At 72.9% G+C, this 21168-nt stretch carries 22 protein-coding genes; 18 read left to right on the top strand and 4 right to left on the bottom strand.

Translation table 11 applies throughout. The annotated features are described in order from the left end of the window. Window positions 1-51: 51 nt before the first annotated feature. The 6 genes from clpB (at window position 52) to AC3YNX_RS02835 (ending at window position 6486) form a co-directional block, all read left to right on the top strand. Window positions 52-2616 (top strand): ATP-dependent chaperone ClpB, encoded by a 2565-nt coding sequence (gene clpB, locus AC3YNX_RS02860; RefSeq protein WP_489994538.1) that lies wholly within the window; start codon window positions 52-54, stop codon window positions 2614-2616. Between the two features lie 65 nt (window positions 2617-2681). Then, entirely contained in the window at window positions 2682-3320 is a 639-nt protein-coding gene (locus AC3YNX_RS02855) for a hypothetical protein (protein ID WP_489994537.1), read from the top strand. Between the two features lie 28 nt (window positions 3321-3348). Continuing rightward, window positions 3349-4125 (top strand): SDR family NAD(P)-dependent oxidoreductase, encoded by a 777-nt coding sequence (locus AC3YNX_RS02850; protein ID WP_489994536.1) that lies wholly within the window; start codon window positions 3349-3351, stop codon window positions 4123-4125. A 63-nt stretch (window positions 4126-4188) separates the two neighbouring features. Next, window positions 4189-4737: an orotate phosphoribosyltransferase gene (pyrE, locus tag AC3YNX_RS02845; RefSeq protein ID WP_489994535.1), complete on the top strand. Its 549-nt coding sequence runs from the start codon at window positions 4189-4191 to the stop codon at window positions 4735-4737. Between the two features lie 22 nt (window positions 4738-4759). After that, window positions 4760-5443, top strand: a complete 684-nt coding sequence (locus AC3YNX_RS02840) for a TrmH family RNA methyltransferase (RefSeq protein ID WP_489982053.1) — start codon at window positions 4760-4762, stop codon at window positions 5441-5443. After that, window positions 5437-6486: a glycoside hydrolase family 76 protein gene (locus tag AC3YNX_RS02835; protein WP_489994969.1), complete on the top strand. Its 1050-nt coding sequence runs from the start codon at window positions 5437-5439 to the stop codon at window positions 6484-6486. The genes AC3YNX_RS02840 and AC3YNX_RS02835 overlap by 7 nt, the downstream gene beginning before the upstream one ends. A gap of 7 nt (window positions 6487-6493) precedes the next feature. Here the strand turns inward: AC3YNX_RS02835 and AC3YNX_RS02830 are convergent, their stop codons facing one another. Continuing rightward, on the bottom strand, window positions 6494-7180 hold the full coding sequence (locus AC3YNX_RS02830; RefSeq protein ID WP_489994534.1) for a DedA family protein: 687 nt from the start codon (window positions 7178-7180) through the stop codon (window positions 6494-6496). A gap of 1 nt (window position 7181) precedes the next feature. Beyond that, window positions 7182-7964, bottom strand: coding sequence for a DedA family protein (locus AC3YNX_RS02825; protein ID WP_241249258.1), 783 nt, complete (start codon window positions 7962-7964; stop codon window positions 7182-7184). Between the two features lie 136 nt (window positions 7965-8100). Here AC3YNX_RS02825 and fbaA point away from each other — a divergent pair, with 136 nt between their 5' ends. The 3 genes from fbaA to AC3YNX_RS02810 all read left to right on the top strand — a co-directional run bounded on the left by fbaA (window position 8101) and on the right by AC3YNX_RS02810 (window position 10839). Beyond that, window positions 8101-9135 carry a class II fructose-bisphosphate aldolase gene (gene fbaA, locus AC3YNX_RS02820; RefSeq protein ID WP_127784220.1) on the top strand — a complete coding sequence of 345 codons (1035 nt, stop codon included), beginning with the start codon at window positions 8101-8103 and terminating at the stop codon, window positions 9133-9135. A 130-nt stretch (window positions 9136-9265) separates the two neighbouring features. Next, window positions 9266-9679, top strand: coding sequence for a DUF3151 domain-containing protein (locus AC3YNX_RS02815; RefSeq protein WP_127784219.1), 414 nt, complete (start codon window positions 9266-9268; stop codon window positions 9677-9679). Between the two features lie 14 nt (window positions 9680-9693). After that, window positions 9694-10839: an FUSC family protein gene (locus AC3YNX_RS02810; protein WP_489982052.1), complete on the top strand. Its 1146-nt coding sequence runs from the start codon at window positions 9694-9696 to the stop codon at window positions 10837-10839. Window positions 10840-10883: 44 nt separating this feature from the next. Here AC3YNX_RS02810 and AC3YNX_RS02805 read toward each other — a convergent pair whose 3' ends face one another. Beyond that, complete coding sequence (locus tag AC3YNX_RS02805; protein WP_489994533.1) at window positions 10884-11468, bottom strand: hypothetical protein; 585 nt, start codon at window positions 11466-11468, stop codon at window positions 10884-10886. A 141-nt stretch (window positions 11469-11609) separates the two neighbouring features. Here AC3YNX_RS02805 and AC3YNX_RS02800 point away from each other — a divergent pair, with 141 nt between their 5' ends. From AC3YNX_RS02800 to AC3YNX_RS02760, 9 genes are all read left to right on the top strand, one after another. Then, window positions 11610-12902, top strand: coding sequence for an adenylosuccinate synthase (locus AC3YNX_RS02800; protein WP_127784217.1), 1293 nt, complete (start codon window positions 11610-11612; stop codon window positions 12900-12902). 246 nt (window positions 12903-13148) lie between these two features. Beyond that, the gene (gene ectA / locus AC3YNX_RS02795) at window positions 13149-13700 is read left to right on the top strand and encodes a diaminobutyrate acetyltransferase (RefSeq protein WP_489994532.1); all 552 of its coding nucleotides are present in this window, start codon (window positions 13149-13151) and stop codon (window positions 13698-13700) included. Beyond that, entirely contained in the window at window positions 13697-14959 is a 1263-nt protein-coding gene (gene ectB / locus AC3YNX_RS02790) for a diaminobutyrate--2-oxoglutarate transaminase (protein WP_127784215.1), read from the top strand. The genes ectA and ectB overlap by 4 nt, the downstream gene beginning before the upstream one ends. Window positions 14960-15010: 51 nt before the next feature. After that, a complete protein-coding gene (locus AC3YNX_RS02785; protein ID WP_489994531.1) occupies window positions 15011-15406 on the top strand; it encodes an ectoine synthase in 396 nt (131 codons plus the stop codon). Between the two features lie 97 nt (window positions 15407-15503). Then, window positions 15504-16103, top strand: coding sequence for a class I SAM-dependent methyltransferase (locus AC3YNX_RS02780; RefSeq protein WP_489994530.1), 600 nt, complete (start codon window positions 15504-15506; stop codon window positions 16101-16103). Between the two features lie 53 nt (window positions 16104-16156). After that, window positions 16157-17422, top strand: coding sequence for a phosphoribosylamine--glycine ligase (gene purD / locus AC3YNX_RS02775; protein WP_489994529.1), 1266 nt, complete (start codon window positions 16157-16159; stop codon window positions 17420-17422). Window positions 17423-17513: 91 nt separating this feature from the next. Next, window positions 17514-17924 (top strand): EthD domain-containing protein, encoded by a 411-nt coding sequence (locus AC3YNX_RS02770; RefSeq protein WP_489994528.1) that lies wholly within the window; start codon window positions 17514-17516, stop codon window positions 17922-17924. 118 nt (window positions 17925-18042) lie between these two features. Continuing rightward, complete coding sequence (locus tag AC3YNX_RS02765) at window positions 18043-19158, top strand: pyridoxal phosphate-dependent aminotransferase (RefSeq protein WP_489994968.1); 1116 nt, start codon at window positions 18043-18045, stop codon at window positions 19156-19158. An 18-nt stretch (window positions 19159-19176) separates the two neighbouring features. Next, window positions 19177-20715, top strand: a complete 1539-nt coding sequence (locus AC3YNX_RS02760) for an FAD-dependent oxidoreductase (protein ID WP_489994527.1) — start codon at window positions 19177-19179, stop codon at window positions 20713-20715. Here AC3YNX_RS02760 and AC3YNX_RS02755 read toward each other — a convergent pair. Further along, window positions 20712-21161, bottom strand: coding sequence for a winged helix-turn-helix transcriptional regulator (locus tag AC3YNX_RS02755; RefSeq protein ID WP_127784209.1), 450 nt, complete (start codon window positions 21159-21161; stop codon window positions 20712-20714). The two genes, AC3YNX_RS02760 and AC3YNX_RS02755, sit on opposite strands and share 4 nt — an antisense overlap. Window positions 21162-21168: the final 7 nt, after the last annotated feature.

Here is a 21168-nt window from a genome sequence, read left to right as displayed (position 1 = left end):
GGACCTTGCAGGGCCTTCGGGCGCAGCACGAGCAGACCATGAGGTGGATCAGTGGACTCCTTCACGCCGACGACCAAGACGCAGCAGGCGCTGTCGACCGCTGTGCAGTCAGCGACCAGCGCCGGACACCCCGACGTGCGGCCCGCGCACCTGCTGGTCAGCCTGCTCGGAGTCAGCGACGGCATCACCGGACCGCTGCTGACCGCCGTCGGCGCCGACCCGGCCGCCGTGCGCGCCGAGGCCGAGACCCTGCTGCGGCGCATCCCCGCCGCGTCCGGGGCCACCGTCGCCGCGCCGCAGCTCGACCGCCCGGCGCTGCGGGCCCTCAACGCCGCCCAGCAGCTGGCCGAGTCGATGGGCGACGAGTACGTCTCCACCGAGCACCTGCTGGTCGGCCTGGCCGAGGGTGACTCCGACGTGGCCAAGCTGCTGGTGGGCCACGGCGCCACCGCGCAGGCCCTGCGCGAGGCCTTCACCACCGTGCGCGGCTCCGCCCGGGTCACCAGCCCCGACCCGGAGGGCAGCTACCAGGCACTGGAGAAGTACGGCTCCGACCTCACCGCCCGCGCCCGCGACGGTGAGCTGGACCCGGTGATCGGCCGCGACGCGGAGATTCGCCGGGTGGTGCAGGTGCTCAGCCGCCGCACCAAGAACAACCCGGTGCTCATCGGTGAGCCGGGCGTGGGCAAGACCGCCATCGTGGAGGGCCTCGCCCAGCGCATCATCGCCGGCGACGTGCCCGACAGCCTGCGCGGCCGCCGGGTGATCTCCCTCGACCTGGGCTCCATGGTCGCCGGTGCCAAGTACCGCGGCGAGTTCGAGGAGCGCCTCAAGGCGGTGCTCGCCGACATCCAGGCCAGTGCCGGCGAGGTCATCACCTTCATCGACGAGCTGCACACCATCGTCGGCGCCGGCGCCACCGGGGAGGGCGCCATGGACGCGGGCAACATGATCAAGCCGATGCTCGCCCGCGGCGAGCTGCGCCTGGTGGGGGCCACCACGCTGGAGGAGTACCGCCAGCACATCGAGAAGGACGCTGCCCTGGAGCGCCGCTTCCAGCAGGTCTTCGTGGGCGAGCCCAGCGTGCCCGACACCGTGGGCATCCTGCGCGGGCTCAAGGAGCGCTACGAGGTGCACCACGGCGTGCGCATCACCGACAGCGCGCTGGTGGCCGCGGCCACCCTGTCCGACCGCTACATCACCGCCCGCTTCCTGCCGGACAAGGCCATCGACCTGGTGGACGAGGCGGCCTCGCGGCTGCGCATGGAGATCGACTCCCGGCCGGTGGAGGTGGACGAGGTGGAGCGCGAGGTGCGCCGCCTGGAGATCGAGGAGGTGGCGCTGTCCTCGGAGAGCGACGCCGCCTCGCAGGACCGGCTGGAGACGCTGCGCGGTGAGCTCGCCGACGCCCGGGAGCGGCTCAACGCCCTCAGCGCCCGCTGGCAGAACGAGAAGAATGCCATCGAGGGGGTGCGCGAGCTCAAGGAGCAGCTGGAGACGCTGCGCGGGGAGTCCGAGCGGGCTGAGCGCGACGGCGACCTCGGCCGGGCCGCGGAGCTGCGCTACGGCCGCATCCCCGAGCTGGAGCGCAAGCTCGCCGAGGCCACCAGCGTGGCCACCGACGGCGACGTGCTGCTCAAGGAGGAGGTCGGGCCGGACGACGTGGCCGACGTGGTCTCCGCCTGGACGGGCATCCCGGCCGGGCGGCTGCTGGAGGGCGAGACCGCCAAGCTGCTGCGCATGGAGGAGGTCATCGGCTCCCGGGTGGTGGGCCAGGAGGCGGCCGTCGCCGCGGTCAGCGACGCCGTCCGCCGCGCCAGGGCCGGGGTGGCCGACCCGGACCGGCCGACGGGATCGTTCCTGTTCCTCGGCCCCACCGGCGTCGGCAAGACCGAGCTGGCCAAGGCGCTGGCGGAGTTCCTCTTCGACGACGAGCGCGCCATGGTGCGCATCGACATGAGCGAGTACGGCGAGAAGCACTCCGTCGCCCGGCTGGTGGGGGCGCCCCCGGGCTACGTCGGCTACGACGCCGGTGGCCAGCTGACCGAGGCGGTGCGCCGCCGGCCGTACACGGTGGTGCTCTTCGACGAGGTGGAGAAGGCGCACCCGGACGTCTTCGACATCCTGCTGCAGGTGCTCGACGACGGCCGCCTCACCGACGGCCAGGGCCGCACGGTGGACTTCCGCAGCACCATCCTGGTGCTCACCTCCAACCTGGGGGCCGGCGGCACCAAGGAGCAGGTGATGGAGGCGGTGCGCCGGGCGTTCAAGCCGGAGTTCGTCAACCGCCTGGACGACGTGCTGGTCTTCGACGCGCTCACCGAGGCCCAGCTCGAGCACATCGTGGACATCCAGCTGGCCGCGCTGGCCAAGCGGCTGGAGGCCCGCCGGCTCACCCTGCAGGTCTCCGCGGCGGCCCGCACCTGGCTGGCCGAGCGCGGGTTCGACCCGCAGTACGGCGCCCGGCCGCTGCGGCGCCTGGTGCAGCACGCCATCGGTGACCAGCTGGCCCGAGAGCTGTTGGGCGGCAAGGTGCACGACGGTGACACCGTCGCGGTGGACGTGGCGCCGGACGGGGCGGCGCTGGTGGTGGGCGCACCCGAGCCGGTCGCCTGAGTCGCCCTCCGCGGCGGTCCCTCGCCGACGCCGGCGACGGTTAGGGTGTCGGGCGTGAGCGCCCGATGAGCACAGCCCTGGTCGTCGCCGGCATCGTGCTGCTGGCGGTGGGTCTGGCCGTGCTGGCGCTGGACGCCCGCCGCAGCACCGCCGGTGTCCGTGCGCGCCGCCAGTGGGCGCAGGAGCACGGCGGCCGCCACCAGGAGGCCGACCCTGCCCTCGCCGGGTGGTGGCGCCACGGGGTCTTCGCCGACAGCGACGCAGGCCGCGCGGTGCAGGTGGTGAGCCTGGTCGACGACGGCCGGCCAGTGCACCTGTTCGACCTGCAGCGCGCCGGCGCCACCGCCTGCACGGTGCTGGCGGTGCGCCGGCCGAGTGAGTCCGAGGTGGTGCTGGAGCTGCGCCAGGGCTCGGTGTCCACCGGCAGCGCCGGCCTGGCGTCCGGGCTGGACCTGCTGGGCCCGGTGGGAGAGCGCTACGCCTTCACCAACGACCTCGAGGCGGCCCGCGCCGTGGTGGACGACCAGCTGGTGGAGCTGGTCACCGCCGCCGGCTACGACCTCACCGTGCTCTGGGTGGAGGGTGGCTGGGCGCTGGCCGCGCTGGACCCCACCGCGGGACCCGAGCGGTGGGATGACGTGCTGGTGCTGCTGGGGCGCCTGGGCGAGCTGGCGCACGGCCTGCCCGCCACCCAGCCGGTCTGACCACCGGTGCGCAGCTAGCCTCTCGGCCATGACCTCCCGCACCGCCCTCGTCACCGGTCCCACCTCCGGCATCGGCGCCGCGTTCGCCCGCCGCCTGGCCGCCGACGGCTACGACCTGGTGCTGGTGGCCCGGGACACCGCCAAGCTGGAGGCGCTGGCCGCGGAGCTGAGCAGCCACCACCGCAGCACCGCCACCGTGCTCACCGCCGACCTCACCCGCGCCGAGGACCGCGCCGTCGTGGCTGACCGCGCCCGCCAGGGCCTGGACCTGTTGGTGAACAACGCCGGCTTCGCCACCTCGGGGGAGTTCTGGACCACCGACCCCGAGCAGCTGCAGGCCCAGCTGGACGTCAACGTCACCGCCGTCATGCAGCTGAGCAGGGCTGCGCTGCCGGCGATGATCGCCGCGGGCAGCGGGGCGGTGGTCAACGTGGCCAGCGTCGCCGGCCTGGTTCCTGGGCGGGGTTCCACCTACTCGGCCAGCAAGGCGTGGGTGATCTCCTTCTCCGAGGGTCTCGCCGGTGGGCTGGCCGGCACCGGCGTGCAGGTGCAGGCGCTGTGCCCAGGCTTCGTGCGCACCGAGTTCCACGCCCGCGCCGGCATCGACATGAGCTCCACCTCCGACCGGCTGTGGCTGCAGCCCGGCGACGTCGTCCACGCGAGCCTGGCCGACCTGCGTCGCGGCAGGGTGGTCTCCGTGCCCGGCCGGCAGTACAAGGCGCTGGTCGGGGCCTCCCACCTGCTGCCGCGCAGCGCCCTGCGCTGGGCGGCCACCCGCGTGGGCAACGCCCGCGGCCGCAGCTGATCTCGCGGCCAGGGCTGAGCACCGCCTGGCTGGTCGGGCCGCCGCCTCGGTAGCGTGAGCGCCATGCCTGCCGCCGTGGATCCTGCCGCCCGTGCCCGCCTCGCCGAGCTGGTCCGCGACCTCGCAGTGGTGCACGGCAAGGTCACGCTGTCCTCCGGCGCGGAGGCCGACTACTACGTGGACCTGCGCCGGGCCACGCTGCACCACGAGGCCAGCCCGCTGATCGGCCGGCTGCTGCGTGAGCTGACCGCCGACTGGGACTTCGCCGCGGTGGGCGGGCTGACCCTGGGTGCTGACCCGGTGGCCACCGCCATGCTGCACGCGGGCACCGGCCTGGACGCCTTCGTGGTGCGCAAGTCCACCAAGACGCACGGCATGCAGCGGCTCATCGAGGGCCCGGACGTGGCGGGTCGCCGGGTGCTGGTGGTGGAGGACACCACCACCACGGGAAACTCCCCGCTCACCGCCGTCGCCGCGCTGCGCGAGGTGGGTGCGGAGGTGGTCGGCGTGGCCACCGTGGTGGACCGGGCCACCGGCGCCGACGCGGTGATCGCCGAGCAGGGGCTGGAGTACCGGTCGCTGCTCACCCTGGCTGACCTCGGGCTGGCCTGAGCGCCATCCACGCGGGAGAGCAGTGAGCGAGCACGTGGTGGACGCCGCGGAGGCTTCAGCGGTCTCCGAGGCCGGGCCCACCGAGTGGGCGCAGGCGCCGGTCGGCGTGGGTCCCTGGGTGGGACCGCTGCCGGAGGACCCGCGCTACGACCCCGAGCTGCTGGCCGAGGGCGATCGGCGCAACGTCGTGGACGCCTACCGGTACTGGCGGCGCGAGGCCATCGTCGCCGACCTGGACACCCGCCGGCACCCGCTGCACGTGGCCATCGAGAACTTCGGTCACGACGGCAACATCGGCACCGTGGTGCGCACCGCCAACGCCTTCGCGGCAGCGGCCGTGCACATCGTGGGCCGCAAGCGGTGGAACCGCCGTGGCGCCATGGTCACCGACCGCTACCAGCACGTGCACCACCACCCGGACGTCCCCACCCTGGCCGGCTACGCCCGCGCGCAAGGGCTGACCGTGGTGGCGGTGGACAACACCCCGGGTGCGCAGCCGCTGGAGACCACCGAGCTGCCCCGGCACTGCCTGCTGCTGTTCGGCCAGGAGGGTCCCGGGGTGAGCCCGGAGGCCGTCGAGCACGCCACGCTCACCGTGTCCATCGCCCAGTTCGGCTCCACCCGCAGCATCAACGCCGGGGTGGCTGCGGGCATCGCCATGCACACCTGGGTGCGCCAGCACGCTGACCTGCGCCAAGCCTGGTGAGCACCTGGGCGCAGCGGGCCGCCGCCGCCGAGGACGCGGTGCTGCACCACCACCTGCGGCCGCTGTGGGGGCTGCCCGGTACCACGCTGGGGCTGATGGTGGTGCCCCCGGCGCCGGAGCACCGCACGTTCGCCAAGTGGTGCTACTGGTGGCAGGCGCACCTGCTGGACTGCCTGGTGGACGCGGCCACCCGCGAGCCCGACCCGCAGCGGACCCGCCGGGTGCGGGAGGTGGCCCGGGGCATCCAGGTGCGCAACCTCGGCAGCTGGACCAACAGCTACTACGACGACATGGCTTGGCTGGCGCTGGCCCTGCAGCGCGCCGACACCGAGCTGGCGGTGGCGCACCCGCGCGGGTCGCAGGCCCTGCTGGTCGAGCTGCAGCAGGCCTACCAGCAGGCCGGCGGGCAGGGCATCCCGTGGCGGCGCGGGGACGACTTCCGCAACACCCCCGCGAACGGACCGGCGGCCATCCTCTTCGCGCGCAGCGGCCGCGTGTCGGCGGCCGCGGACACCGCCGACTGGCTGCACACCCGGTTGCTGGACCCCGCCACCGGCCTGGTCTGCGACGGGCTGCGTCCTGGTGCGGCCGGCGCGGTGGTGGAGGCCACCAAGTACACCTACTGCCAGGGCGTGGTGCTGGGGGCGGAGACCGAGCTGGCGGTGCGCACCGGCGCCGCCGTGCACGCGCGTCGGGTGCACCGACTGGTGCGCGCGGTGCAGACCCACCTGGCGCCCAGCGGCGTGCTGGTGGGTGCCGGCGGCGGGGACGGCGGGCTGTTCGCCGGCATCCTGGCGCGCTACCTGGCCGTGGTCGCCCGCCAGCTGCCCGGCGACGACGACGCCGACGCGCAGGCCCGGGCCACGGCCCGCCGGTTGGTGCTCAGCTCCGCCGACGCCGCGTGGCGCCACCGCGACGAGGTGGCGGGACGACCGGTGTTCGGCCCCAGCTGGGCGCAGCCACCGCTGGCCGGCCGGCGGGACCTCTCGGTGCAGCTGTCGGCGTGGATGCTGCTGGAGGCTGCCGCCACCCTGCCCGGTTGAGCGGGGGCTAGTGGTCCAGCGCCGGCAGGTCGGGGGCGGGCACCACGTCGGGGTCCTCCGGGCGCTCCACCTCCTGGCGGTAGCGGAACAACCCCCACGCGGTGCCCACCACCAGCAGCACCACCAGCACGGCGACGGCGGTGTGCAGCAGCCACGGGACGGTGTCGAGCAACCCGGCGCCGTAGTAGCCGAGCAGCAGCAGGGTGGGCACCCAGATCAGCGCACCCAGGCTGCTGGCCAGCAGGTAGCGCCGCGGGTTCATGTGCGCGGCCCCGGCGAGCATCGGCGCCAGGGTGCGCACCCAGGGGATCCAGCGGGCGATCACCACGGCCCAGAAGCCGTAGCGGTGCATCAGGTCGGTGGCGCGCAGCAGGTTCTTGCGGTTGAGCACCCGGCCGCCCTTGCGGGCGAGGACCTTGGTGCCGGCGTGCGTGCCCACCTGGTAGCCCACCTGGTTGCCGGCGATGGCCACCACCGTGGCCGTGCCCGCCAGCCACCACGCCTGGTGCTCGCTGTGGTGCGCGGCCAGCACCACGCCAGCGGTGAGCAGCAGCGAGTCGCCGGGGAGGAACAGCCCGACGATGAAGGCGCACTCCAGCAGCACGAAGCCCAGCACGATCACCCACACCAGCACCGGGCCCGCGGTCTCCAGCGGACCGTAGGTCGCCGCGACGAGCTGGGCGCCCGGCGGCACGTCAGACGGCGGCGGTCCCGCGGGCGGTACCGCCGCTCTCGTCCTGCGCCGACGCGTCGTCGGTCGGGACGGCAGCGCTGGCGGCGTCGGCGCGCACAGCTGCATCGGCCTGGGTCCTGGCCCGCGTGGACGCCCGGCGGTTGCGGAGCACCTCGACGAGGATCGGCACCACCGACAGCGCCACGATGAGCAGCAGGATGGCCTCGATGTTCTTGCTCACGAAGTCCACGTTGCCCAGCAGTCGTCCCAGCAGGATGACCCCGGCACCCCAGAGCACGCCACCGACGATGTTGTAGGTGACGAAGGTGCGGTAGCGCATCTTGGCCACCCCGGCGGTCACCGGCATGAAGGTGCGCACGATGGGCACGAAGCGGGCCAGGATGATGGCCTTGGGGCCGTGCTTGTCGAAGAACTCGTGCGCGTCAGCCACGTACTTGCGCTTGAAGAACCGGGAGTCCTCCCGGTTGAAGATGGCCGGCCCGGCCTTGCGGCCGATGAAGTAGCCGACCTGGTCACCGGCGATGGCCGCGATCGGCACCGTGAGCATCAGCAGCCACACCGGGGCGATCGAGGGGACCGGGTGCCCGGCGAGCACCGCGTCCCCGGTGGAGATGAGCCCGGCGGTGAACAGCAGCGAGTCGCCCGGGAGGAAGAAGCCGAAGAGCAGGGCGCACTCCACGAAGACCACGGTCAGCAGTCCGGCGAAGCCGAAGTTCTCGAGCAGGTAGTTCGGCTGGATGAACTCCGGGCCCACGGACAGGACGGCGGTGCTGGCTGGGGTCACCGCGCCCACGATACCGGCGAGCCGTTGGTCCCTTGCCCTTCCGTGGGGGCAAGTTGTCATACTGACTGTCAATTACTGCCCGTGCGCCACCACCACGGCGTGCGCGGGTGCCGTCGCTCAAGGAGGACCGTCAACGATGCCGATCGCCACCCCAGAGGTCTACGCCGACATGCTCGACCGGGCCAAGGCCGGCTCGTTCGCCTACCCGGCCATCAACTGCACGTCCTCGGAGACGATCAACGCCGCGCTGAAGGGCTTCGCCGACGCCGGCAGCGACGGAATCATCCAGTTCTCCACCGGTGGCGCGGAGTTCGGCTCGGGCACCGGGGTGAAGGACATGGTCACCGGGGCCGTGGCGCTGGCGGAGTTCGCGCACGTCGTGGCCGAGAAGTACTCCATCAACGTGGCGCTGCACACCGACCACTGCCCCAAGGACAAGCTGGACAGCTACGTCCGCCCGCTCATCGCCATCAGCAAGGAGCGCGTGGACGCCGGGCGCAACCCGCTGTTCCAGTCGCACATGTGGGACGGCTCCGCCGTGCCGCTGGAGGAGAACCTGGAGATCGCCAAGGACCTGCTGGCCGCCACCGCGGCCGCGCGGATCATCCTGGAGGTGGAGATCGGCGTGGTCGGTGGCGAGGAGGACGGCGTCGACAACGAGATCAACGACAAGCTGTACACCACCGCGGACGACTACCTGAAGACCGTCGAGGCGCTCGGCGGCGGCGACACCGGCTCGCGCTACCTGCTGGCCGCCACCTTCGGCAACGTGCACGGCGTCTACAAGCCGGGCAACGTCAAGCTGCGCCCGGAGGTGCTCGCCGAGGGTCAGCGGGTGGCCGCGGAGAAGCTCGGCCTGCCCGCCGACGCCAAGCCCTTCGACCTGGTCTTCCACGGCGGCTCGGGCTCGCTGCTGTCGGAGATCCACGAGGCGCTGGGCTACGGCGTCATCAAGATGAACGTGGACACCGACACCCAGTACGCCTTCACCCGCCCCATCGCCGGGCACATGCTCGGCAACTACGACGGCGTGCTCAAGATCGACGGCGAGGTGGGCAACAAGAAGGTCTACGACCCGCGCAGCTACCTCAAGAAGGCCGAGGGTGGCATGGCCGCCCGCGTCGTCGAGGCCTGCGAGAACCTCCGCTCGGCTGGTCAGTCGAAGGGCTGACCCGCCCCCTCGTTCGGCACTCAGGGCCCGCAACGCCGTTCTCCGCGCTCGCGCGGGGCGTTGCGGGCCCTGAGTGCTGGGGGTGGGGCACCGGGTGCCTGCCCGTCCGGCTGCGGGGCATGATGGGCCCATGACCTACCCCGATCTGCTTGGCCCCCAGCCCACCCTGCTGCCCGGCGACCCCGAGGCGGAAGCCGCTCTGCGCGAGGGCACCGACCCCGTGGCCGTGGCCGCCGAGCACCCCGCCGCCAGCATCGCCTGGGCCACCCTCGCCGAGGGCGCCCTCGAGGCCGGCGAGCCCGTCACCGCCTACGCCTTCGCCCGGACCGGCTACCACCGTGGTCTGGACCAGCTGCGCCGCAACGGCTGGAAGGGCTTCGGCCCGGTGCCGTACTCGCACGAGCCCAACCGTGGCTTCCTGCGCGCCGTGGCCGCGCTGACCAAGGCCGCCACCGCCATCGGCGAGACCGACGAGCAGGCTCGCTGCCTGACGCTGCTCAACGACTGCGATCCCGAGGCCGCCGTGCAGCTCGGCCTCGCCTGATCCACCTCCCGGCGGTGCTGCGGCGTCTGTTCGACCGGCTGCACCCGGCTCTGCAGACCCGGGTGCGGCGGCTGCGCGCCACCGAGCTGGCGGTGCTGCAGTGCGCCCTGGCCGCTGGGCTGGCCTGGTTCCTGGCCCGCGACGTCGTCGGTCACGCGGAGCCGTTCTTCGCGCCCATCGCCGCCGTGGTGTGCCTGGGGGTCTCCCTGGGTGCCCGGCTGCGCCGCGCCGTCGAGCTGGTGGCCGGGGTCAGCGTGGGCATCCTGGTGGGCGACCTGCTGATCTCGGTGATCGGCAGCGGCGCCTGGCAGATCAGCGTGGTGGTGCTGCTGGCCATGACCACCGCGCTGCTGCTCGACGGCGGCGGGGTGTTCACCCTGCAGGCCGGCACCTCGGCCGTGCTGGTCGCCACCCTGCTGCCGCCGGGGGGCTCAGCCGGCGTCAACCGCTTCGTGGACGCCCTCGTCGGTGGTGTCGTGGGCATCGTGGTGATGTCGCTGATACCGGCCGATCCGGTGCGCTCGGCCCGCAGCGACGTGGCCAAGGTGCTCGACGAGCTGATGGCCTCGCTGCACCTGGTGGCCCGCGGACTCACCGACGCCGAGGAGGCGCCCGTGCTCGAGGCGCTGCGCCGGGCGCGGTCCACCCAGGGCAGCCTCGACAGCCTGCGCGCCAACCTCGCCGCCGGGCGGGAGCTGGCCCGCATCGCCCCGCTGCGCTGGCGCTCGCGGCAGCGCCTGGCCCAGCTGGACGCCACCGCCACCCCGCTGGACAACACCGCCCGCAACCTGCGGGTGCTGGCCCGGCGGTCGCTGGCGGCGGTGCGCGACCACGAGCAGGTCGAGCCGCGGCTGGTGGCGCAGGTGGAGGGCACCGCTGCGGCGATGGCCACGCTGCGGGCCGCGGTGTGCTCCGCGCGCGAGGAGGTGCCCGAGCTGGGCCCCGCGGCGCTGCAGCTGCGGCAGGTGGCGGCCGGGCTGACCAGCGACCTCGGAGCCAGCGGTGGTCTTTCGGTGCGGGTGGTGGTCGGTCAGCTGCGCTCCGCCGTGGTGGACCTGCTGCGGGTGGCCGGGGCCAGCCGCGTCTCGGCGCTGGCCAGCCTGCCGCCCACGGTCGAGCACCCCGCCGTTCCGCCGGACGTGGAGAACCTGGACCGCTGAGAACCTGGGCTGCTGAGAACCTGGACCGCTGAGCGGCGAGCCCCTCAGCCCACGAGCAGCCAGTCGGTGGTGTGCCGGTAGAACGTGGAGCGCTTGAGCACCCGCTCGTGCGGCACGCCGTCGCGGGTGAGCACCAGCCCCGTGGAACCGGTCTGCACGGCCCGGCCGGTGACCCACCGCGGGCGCCAGCGCCGCTGTTCGGCCACCCGCAGCCCCGGCTCGTCCCCGCTCGGCTCGATCCACAGCCCGGCGCTGGTGCCGGTGAACACCCGGGTGTTGTCGGCGTAGGTCTCGCCGGTGAGCCGGTCGCCGTCGGGCCCGGTGATGCTGGCCCGCCCGACCAGCGCGATGCCGGCGTCGTCGCGGGCCAGCGGGCGTGGGCGGGCGGTGCCGGTGAGCGCCAGCGCGGCAGCGGCGGCCCCGGCGGGCAGCCCCCAGCACCGGGTTGCCGCGCTCGGTCGCGGGCTCACGTGGGCCAGCTCGACGTCGAGCCGCTCGGTGCGCAGCAGCCGGGTGAGCACCGCCGCCAGGTCGGCGTCATCGCCCACCACCACCAGCCGCTCGGCCTCGCCCAGCAGCGGGTCCACCTCGTCCTTGCCCGGCTGCGCGAGCACCGGTACAGCCGTCATCTGGGCAAGCTCCTGCGGCGGCGTCGTTCCGCCGCAGGTCAGCACTACAGTCCGCACCCGCGAGCTCCTGGTCTAGGGTTCTTCCGGCGCCCACTGACGTGCGCCGCGTCAACACGATCATGCACATGCAGGGAGCAGAACATGCCGGCAGTCGTCCTCATCGGCGCCCAGTGGGGCGACGAGGGCAAGGGCAAGGCCACCGATCTACTGGGCGAGCGGGTCCAGTGGGTGGTCCGCTACCAGGGTGGCAACAACGCGGGACACACGGTGGTCCTGCCCACCGGGGAGAACTTCGCCCTGCACCTCATCCCCTCCGGGATCCTCACCCCTGACGTCACCAACGTCATCGGCAACGGCGTGGTGGTGGACCCCGGCGTGCTGCTGGCCGAGCTGGCCGGGCTGGAGGAGCGCGGGGTGGACACCTCCCGGCTGCTGCTCTCCGCCGACGCGCACCTGCTGATGCCCTACCACGTGGCCATCGACAAGGTCACCGAGCGCTTCCTGGGCAACGCCAAGATCGGCACCACCGGCCGCGGCATCGGACCGGCCTACCAGGACAAGATCGCCCGCGTGGGTGTGCGCGTGGCCGACGTGCTGGACGAGAAGATCCTGCGCCAGAAGGTCGAGGCGGCCCTGGAGTTCAAGAACCAGGTGCTGTCCAAGATCTACAACCGGCGCGCGCTCGACCCCGACCAGGTGGTCGCGGAGGTGCTGGAGCAGGCGGAGGGCTTCAAGCACCGCATCGCCGACACCCGCCTGCAGCTCAACGAGGCGCTGGAGCGCGGCGAGACGGTGCTGCTGGAGGGCAGCCAGGGCACCCTCCTCGACGTCGACCACGGCACCTACCCCTACGTCACCTCCTCCAACCCCACCGCCGGCGGCGCGTCGGTCGGCTCGGGCATCGGCCCCACCCGCATCACCACGGTGCTGGGCATCCTCAAGGCGTACACCACCCGCGTCGGCTCCGGTCCGTTCCCCACCGAGCTGCACGACGAGATGGGCGAGTTCCTCAGCAAGAAGGGCGGCGAGGTGGGGGTCACCACCGGCCGCGCCCGCCGCTGCGGCTGGTTCGACGCCGTCATCGGCCGCTACGCCACCCGCGTCAACGGCATCACCGACTACTTCCTCACCAAGCTCGACGTGCTGTCGGGCCTGGAGACGGTGCCGATCTGCGTGGCCTACGAGGTGGACGGGGTGCGGGTGGAGGACATGCCGATGACCCAGTCGGACGTGCACCACGCCGTGCCGGTCTACGAGGAGATGCCGGGCTGGTTCGAGGACATCAGCGGTGCCCGCACCTTCGAGGAGCTGCCCGCCAACGCCCAGGCCTACGTGCTGCGCATCGAGGAGCTCTGCGGCGCCCGGGTGTCGTGCATCGGGGTCGGTCCCGGCCGGGACGAGACCATCGTCCGGCACGACGTGCTCGCTGGCTGAGAGCGGCGCCCGCGGGGTCCCGGGCCAACAGGGTCGGGACCCCGCCGCGCCGCCCGGTTCGGCGCGCGAGGGCGGCTGCGCAGGTGTTCGAACGGGCCGTCGGTCACTGACCCGGTGACCTGCAGGACTCCGGCGCTGACCTCGGGCGTGGGGAGAATGTCGGAAATGCCCGGGTGTAGTGGATCTCACTGTTTCCAACATGTTACGTGACTCGCACACGGCACCTTTGTTACGTTCGAACACCGTATGACTCCCCCTGACACAGGTACGACCCCGCCCGCTGCTGCCGACCCAAGCTCCCCAGGGCCGTCCGACGGCCTCTCGTTTCGTGCTCCCGGCCCCGGTGACGGCACCCGGATGTGGGAGATCGCCCGCGACTCGCAGGTGCTGGACGTGAACTCCTCCTACGCCTACGTGCTGTGGGGTCGCGACTTCTCCGGCACCTCGATCGTCGCGCTGGACCACGATCGGGTCGTCGGTTTCGTCACCGGCTACCGACGCCCGGACCGCCAGGACACGCTGTTCGTCTGGCAGGTGGCGGTGGACGCCGACCAGCGCGGCAAGGGAGTGGCCGGCCGCATGCTCGACGGCGTGCTCGACCGGCTGGCCACCGCGGGAGTCGTCCGCCTGGAGACCACGATCAGCCCCGACAACGAGGCGTCGCAGGCCCTGTTCACCGCTCTGGCACGCCGGCGCGGCGTGCCCATCAGCACCGAGGAACTGTTTCGACCGGAGCACTTTCCGGACAGCCACGAGGCCGAGGATCTCTACACCGTCGGCCACCGACACGGAGGATGATCGTGACTTCAATCTTCGAGACGCTCGAATCAGATGTGCGCAGCTACAGCCGTGGGTGGCCCGCCGTGTTCGACACCGCCCAGGGATCCTGGATGCGGAGCGAGGACGGCACGGAGTACCTCGACTTCTTCGCCGGGGCCGGCGCGCTGAACTACGGCCACAACCACCCGGTCCTCAAGCAGGCCCTGCTGGAGTACCTCGGCCGCGACGGCGTCACCCACGGGCTGGACATGTCCACCGTGGCCAAGCGCAACTTCCTGCAGACCTTCTCCGACCGGGTGCTGAGCCCGCGCGGGCTGGACTACAAGGTGCAGTTCCCCGGCCCGACGGGCACCAACACCGTGGAGTCCGCGCTCAAGCTGGCGCGCAAGGTGACCGGCCGCGAGGCCATCATCAACTTCACCAACGCCTTCCACGGCATGACGCTGGGCGCGCTGTCGGTCACCGGCAACTCGATGAAGCGGGGCGGTGCCGGCATCCCGCTGGTGCACTCCACCCCGATGCCCTACGACCACTACCTGTCCGAGAGCGACGGGGAGAACTCCGACTTCGACTGGATGGAGCGGGTGCTCGACGACTCCGGCAGCGGCTTCAACCGCCCCGCCGCAGTCATCGTGGAGACCGTGCAGGGTGAGGGCGGCGTGAACGTGGCCCGCGCGTCGTGGCTGCGCTCGCTGGCGGAGCTGTGCGCCAAGCGCGACATCCTGCTCATCGTCGACGACGTGCAGATGGGTTGCGGGCGCACCGGTCCGTTCTTCTCCTTCGAGGAGGCGGGCATCACCCCCGACATCGTCTGCCTGTCCAAGTCCATCAGCGGCTACGGGATGCCGATGGCGCTGACCCTGTTCAAGCCCGAGCTGGACGTCTGGGAGCCCGGCGAGCACAACGGCACCTTCCGTGGCAACAACCCCGCCTTCGTCACGGCCACCGTGGCGCTGGAGCAGTTCTGGTCCGACGACACCCTGCAGCGGGAGACGCTGGTCAAGGGCAAGCAGGTGCACGACGCGTTCGCCGCGCTGGCCGCCGAGCACCCGGGCGTGAGCACCCGTGGTCGTGGTCTGGCCCAGGGCCTGGTCTTCGCCGACGCCGACCTGGCCGGCAAGGTCTGCTCGCTGGCCTTCGACAACGGCCTGCTGGCCGAGACGGCGGGGCCGTCCGACGAGGTGGTCAAGCTGCTGCCCGCGCTGACCATCACCGCCGACGAGCTCGACCACGGCCTGAAGATCCTGGCCGAGGCCACCGCCACCGTCAGCTCCTGACCGGGCAAGGCCCGCACCAGCTTTCCCTACCGTCAACACATCGGAGGCAGCATGATTGTCCGCACCATCGACGAGATCACCGGCACCGACCGCGACGTCACGGCGCCGAACGGCCAGTGGGCGAGCAAGCGCATCGTGCTCGGCGGTGACGGCGTGGGGTTCTCCTTCCACGAGACCGTCATCGAGCCGGGCACGGTGAACGACTTCCACTACGCCAACCACATCGAGGCGGTGTGGCTCGTCGAGGGCGAGGGCACGCTGACCGACCGCGAGACGGGCGAGGTCTACCCGCTGGCTCCGGGAACCATGTACCTGCTCAACGGGCACGAGCGCCACACCGTGGAGCCGACCACGCGGATGCGCATGTTCTGCGTGTTCAACCCGCCGGTCACCGGCAAGGAGGTGCACGACGAGGACGGCGTGTACCCCCTCGTCGCCGCTGACTAGCGGCGCGCTGCCGCGCTGACCCACGACCGGGCCGGACGTCGCTCCCTCGCGGGACGGCGACCGGCCCGGCCGTCTGCGTGGGGGATACCGTGGCCGCATGAGCAAGCCGACGCGGTGGGTGACGGCGCACGACGCCGGGCACTCCCAGTGGTACATCGACCGGTTCCGCACGCTCGCCGCCGAGGGGGCCGACCTGGTCGGCGAGGCGCGCACGCTGGACGCGATGCTGCCCCGCGGTGCCCGGGTGCTCGACGCCGGCTGCGGCCCCGGGCGGGTGGGCGCCGAGCTCGCCGCCCGCGGGCACCAGGTGGTGGGCGTGGACGCCGACCCGCAGCTGATCGAGGCCGCGGAGGCCGACCACCCCGGGCCACGCTGGCTGGTGGCCGACCTGTCCGAGCTGGACCTGGCCGAGCTGGGGGAGCCCGAGCCCTTCGACGCCCTGGTCTGCGCCGGCAACGTGATGCCCTACCTGCGCCCGGGCACCGCGCCGGAGGTGCTGGTGCGGATGGCGGCGCACCTGCGCTCCGACGGCGTCGCGGTGATCGGCTTCGGTGCTGGCCGCGGCTACACCGTGGAGGAGCTGGACACCCACGCCGTCGCCGCCGGCTTCGTGGTGGAGCAGCGGTTCGCCACCTGGGACCTGCGGCCCTGGCACGCCGACGCCGACTTCTCCGTGACGGTGCTGCGCAAGCCCTGACCAGGCAGATGCCGGCGCCATGGCGCCGACGTCGCCCCGTAACCTGTACCGCTGTGCGCGTACTCGTGATCGGCTCCGGTGCCCGTGAACACGCTCTGCTGCTGGCCCTGCGCCGTGATCCCGGGGTGACCGAGCTCTTCTGCGCCCCGGGCAACGCGGGCACGGCCCACGTGGCCGAGCAGCACCCGGTGGACGTGGCCGATCCCGAGGCGGTCACCGCCATGGCTCGTCGCCTGGCTGCCGACCTCGTGGTCATCGGTCCCGAGGTGCCGCTGGTGCTGGGGGTGGCCGACGCCGTGCGCGCCGCGGGCATCGCCTGCTTCGGACCCTCCCGCCAGGCCGCCCGCATCGAGGGATCCAAGGCGTTCGCCAAGGACGTCATGGCCGCGGCCGGGGTGCGCACCGCGCACAGCGAGATCGTGGACAGCCCGGCCGACCTCGACGCCGCGCTGGACCGCTTCGGCCCGCACTGGGTGGTCAAGGACGACGGGCTGGCGGCGGGCAAGGGCGTGGTGGTCACCGAGGATCGCGACGCCGCCCGCCGGCACGCCGCCTCGCTGCTGGAGGACGGCCACCCGGTGCTGCTGGAGAGCTACCTGGACGGCCCCGAGGTCTCGCTGTTCTGCCTGGTCGACGGCGAGACGGTGGTGCCGCTGCTGCCCGCCCAGGACGCCAAGCGAGTGGGCGACGACGACACCGGCCCCAACACCGGCGGCATGGGTGCCTACGCGCCGCTGCCCTGGGCGCCCGAGGGCATGGTCGAGGACCTGGTGGAGAACACCGTCAAGCCGGTCGCGGCGGAGCTGGTGCGCCGGGGCTGTGGGTTCTCCGGGCTGCTCTACGCCGGCTTCGCGCTGGGTGCGGCCGGGCCGGCGGTGGTGGAGTTCAACTGCCGCTTCGGTGACCCGGAGACCCAGTCGGTGCTGGCCCTGCTGCGCACGCCGCTGGGCGAGCTGCTGCACGCCACCGCCACCGGCAGCCTGGCCGAGCACACCGACCTGGAGTGGGCCCCCGGCGCCGCGGTCACCGTGGTGCTGGCGGCGGAGAACTACCCCGGCAAGCCACGCACGGGTGACGTCATCAGCGGCGCCGACGAGGAGAGCGTGCTGCACGCCGGCACCGTGGCCCGCCCGGAGGGCACCGTGGTCTCCGCCGGTGGACGGGTGCTCAGCGTGGTGGGCACCGGCGCCGACCTGGCCGCCGCGCGCGAGGACGCCTACCGGCGGATGGCGCAGGTGCACCTGCCCGGCGGGCACTACCGCAGCGACATCGCCGCCCGGGCCGTCGCCGGGGAGATCACCGTTCCCGGCCCGCGCTGAGCGAGGCGGCGCCCGCTGGCCGGGACGCGGCCGGTTCCGGGCTCGGCCGCGGCCTACCTTGGCGGCACACCCCTAGCGGAGGAGCCGCGTCGTGTTCAAGGCTGTCGCCCTGCTGACCCGCAAGCCCGGCACCTCCCGCGCGGAGTTCATGGCCTACTACGGCAGCACCCACGCGCGGCTGATCCGTGAGCTGCACCCGCAGATCCGGGCCTACCGCCGCAACTTCCTCCAGCACGAGAGCGTGCTGGGCTCGCCGACCGCGCCGGTGCCCGACTTCGACGTGATCACCGAGATCTACTTCGACGACCGCGCCGGCTTCGACCAGATGATCGCCGACTCCGCCGGCACCGAGGTGGGTCGAGCCATCGCCGCGGACGAGGACCGGTTCGCCGACCGCTCGCGCACCCGGATGTACGTGGTCGACGTCCAGGAGGACACCGATGTCCACGGAGGCACCGATGTTCCAGCAGACACCGATGTTCCAGCAGACACCGACGCCTGACCGGGGAGACCGGCCCGCCAACTAGGGTCGGAGCGCGGCGCGGCCGGTCAGCGGCGGCGCCAGAAAGGGGACACGGGTGCACGAGTCACGGCGCTCCCTCATCGAGCCGTTCCACGTGATGGACGTGTGGGCGGCTGCCGCCATCCGCCAGCGCACCCACGGTGACGTGGTCAACCTCGCCGCCGGGCAACCCTCCACCCCCGCGCCCGCCGCGGTGCTGCGCGCCGCCCGCAAGGCGCTGGACGAGCAGCTGCTGGGCTACACCGTCACCCTGGGCATCGACGAGCTGCGCCTGGCCATCGCCGGTCACCACAGCCGGCGCTACGACATCGAGGTGAGCGCGGAGGACGTCGTGGTCACCACCGGATCCTCCGGTGGGTTCCCGCTGATCTTCCTCGCCGCCTTCGACGCCGGCGACACCGTGGTGATGTCGCGGCCGGGCTACCCGGCCTACCGCAACTCCCTGCAGGCGCTCGGCTGCACCGTGGTTGAGCTCGACTGCGGCCCCGACACCCGCTTCCAGCCCACGGTGGCGATGTTGGAGGCGCTGGAGACCCCGCCGGCCGGGCTGGTGGTGGCCAGCCCCGCCAACCCCACCGGCACCATCCTGGCCGCCGACGAGCTGGCCGCCCTGGCCCGCTGGTGCGAGGAGCACGGCACGCTGCTGATCTCCGACGAGATCTACCACGGCATCAGCTACGGGCCGGAGACCGCCAGCGCCTGGCAGACCTCCCGCGAGGCGGTGGTGATGGGTTCGGCGTCGAAGTACTTCTGCATGACCGGCTGGCGGCTGGGCTGGATGCTGGTGCCGGCCCGGCTGCGCCGCGCGGTGGACCGCCTCGCCGGCAACCTCACCATCTGCCCGCCCGCCCTGTCCCAGCACGCGGCCGTCGCGGCCTTCACCGAGGAGTCCTACGCCGAGCTGGACTCCCACGTGCTCCGCTACCGCACCAACCGCGACCTGCTGCTGGAGGGCCTGCCCCAGGTGGGTCTGGGCGACCTGGCCCCGGCCGACGGCGCGTTCTACGCCTACGCCGACATCAGCCACCTCACCGACGACTCCACCGCCTGGTGCGCCGAGCTGCTGGCCGAGACCGGGGTGGCGCTGGCCCCCGGCGTCGACTTCGACACCGTGCACGGCGGCAGCACCGTGCGGCTGTCCTTCGCCGGGGCCACGTCGGACATCACCGAGGCCCTCACCCGGCTGCGCGGGGCCCGCGCGCTGCAGCGCTGACCCACCGGAAGGACCACCATGACCACCTCCACCACCACCTCCGTGCACCCGCGCCCCGCCGCGGACGTCGCCAGCTGGGACCACGAGGCGGACGTCGTGGTCGCGGGGTACGGCGTGGCCGGCGCCTCGGCCGCCATCGAGGCCGCTCGGGCCGGGGCCGACGTGCTGGTGCTCGAGCGCACCAGCGGGTGGGGTGGCGCCGCGGCGCTGGCGGGCGGGTTCATCTACCTGGGCGGCGGCACCGCGCTGCAGCGGGCCTGCGGCTTCGAGGACTCCCCGGCCACCATGCAGGCCTTCCTCACCGCGGCGCTCGGACCCGGGGTGGACGGTGCCAAGATCGAGGCCTACTGCCAGGGGTCGGTGGAGCACTACGACTGGCTGGTGGACTGCGGCGTGGTGTTCAAGCCGGAGTTCTTCGGCGAGCCGGGCTGGGAGTCCGTCGGCGACGAGGGGCTGATGTACTCCGGCGGGGAGAACGCCGCCCCGTTCACCGCCGTCGCCACCCCGGCACCGCGCGGGCACGTCCCGCAGATGGCCAACAAGCGCGCCGGGGAGAAGAGCGGCGGCTACATGCTGATGAAGCCGTTGTCGGAGACCGTGGCCGCGCTGGGGGTGCGGGCCGAGCACGACGTGCGGGTGCAGACCTTGGTCACCGATCCCGACGGGCGGGTGGTCGGGGTGATCGCCAAGCAGTACGGCCACGAGATCGCCGTGCGGGCCCGCCGCGGCGTGGTGCTGGCCACCGGGAGCTTCGCCTACAACGACCAGATGGTGCAGAGCTTCGCGCCGCTGATGGCCGGTCGCCCGGGCTCGGCGATCGAGGAGCACGACGGGATCTCCATCCGGATGGGACAGGCCGTGGGGGCCGACCTCGCCCACATGGACGCCGCCGAGGTCGCCATCCACTGCGACCCGCAGCTGATGGTGCGCGGCATCCTGGTCAACGGCCGCGGGCAGCGCTTCGTCCCGGAGGACACCTACCCCGGCCGCATCGGTCAGCTGGCCCTGTTCCAGCAGGACAACCAGGTGTTCCTGGTGGTCGACGAGGCCGGCTACGCCGCAGCCGCCGCCTCCCCGACGGCAACTCGGCACCTGCAGCGCAAGCCCACCTGGGTCTGCGAGACCGTCGCTGAGCTGGAGGCGGAGATGGGCCTGGTGGCCGGCGCGCTGGAGTCCACCGTGGAGCTGTACAACCGGTACGCGGTCACCGGCGAGGACCCGTTGCTGGGCAAGAAGGCGGAGTGGGTGAAGCCCCTCACCGGGCCCTTCGCCGCGATCGACCTGCGCGGCGCGACCAGCGGGTTCACCCTGGGCGGGCTGCGCACCACCGTGGACTCCGAGGTGCTGCACGTCTCGGGCGAGCCGATCCCCGGCCTGTTCGCGGCCGGGCGCTGCACCGCCGGCATCTCGGCCTGGGGTTACGCCTCGGGCGCCTCGCTCGGCGACGGCAGCTTCTTCGGTCGCCGGGCCGGGCGCAGCGCAGCGGGCACGAGGACGGCAGCGGGCACGAGCACGGCAGCGCACCCGCGTGCCGAGGCGGAGCCCAGCCTCGGCTAGAGGGTGTTCGGTCGCCCGGCGGTGCGGGCGTCGTGTGCCGCCCGGTGGGCGAGGACGTCGTCCATGTGTGTCTCCGCCCAGCCCTTGAGTCCGCGGATGAGGTGGTGCAGCGACAGGCCGAGCTCGGTGAGCTCGTAGGTGACCGTGACCGGAACGGTGGGAGTCACGGTGCGGGTGACGAGGCCGTCTCGCTCCAGCGAGCGCAGCGTCTGGGTGAGCATCTTCTGGCTGACGCCGGCGAGCTGCCGGGACAGCTCCGAGAAGCGCATCGCCCGCGGTTCACCCAGCCGATCGGCGTCGCCCCCGCCGCCGAGCGCGCAGAGGATCAGGGCGACCCACTTGTCGGAGATCCGGTCGAGCAGCTTCCGGCTCGGGCAGGAGGCCAGGAACGAGTCGTACTCGAGCTTCGCCTGGGCTCTCTGCTCGGCCGCCGTGCTCGTGCTCATCGTCTGC

It is taken from the genome of Rhodococcus sp. Z13_19A, from assembly GCF_058133575.1.
This window is presented reverse-complemented; position numbering and strand designations above follow the sequence as displayed.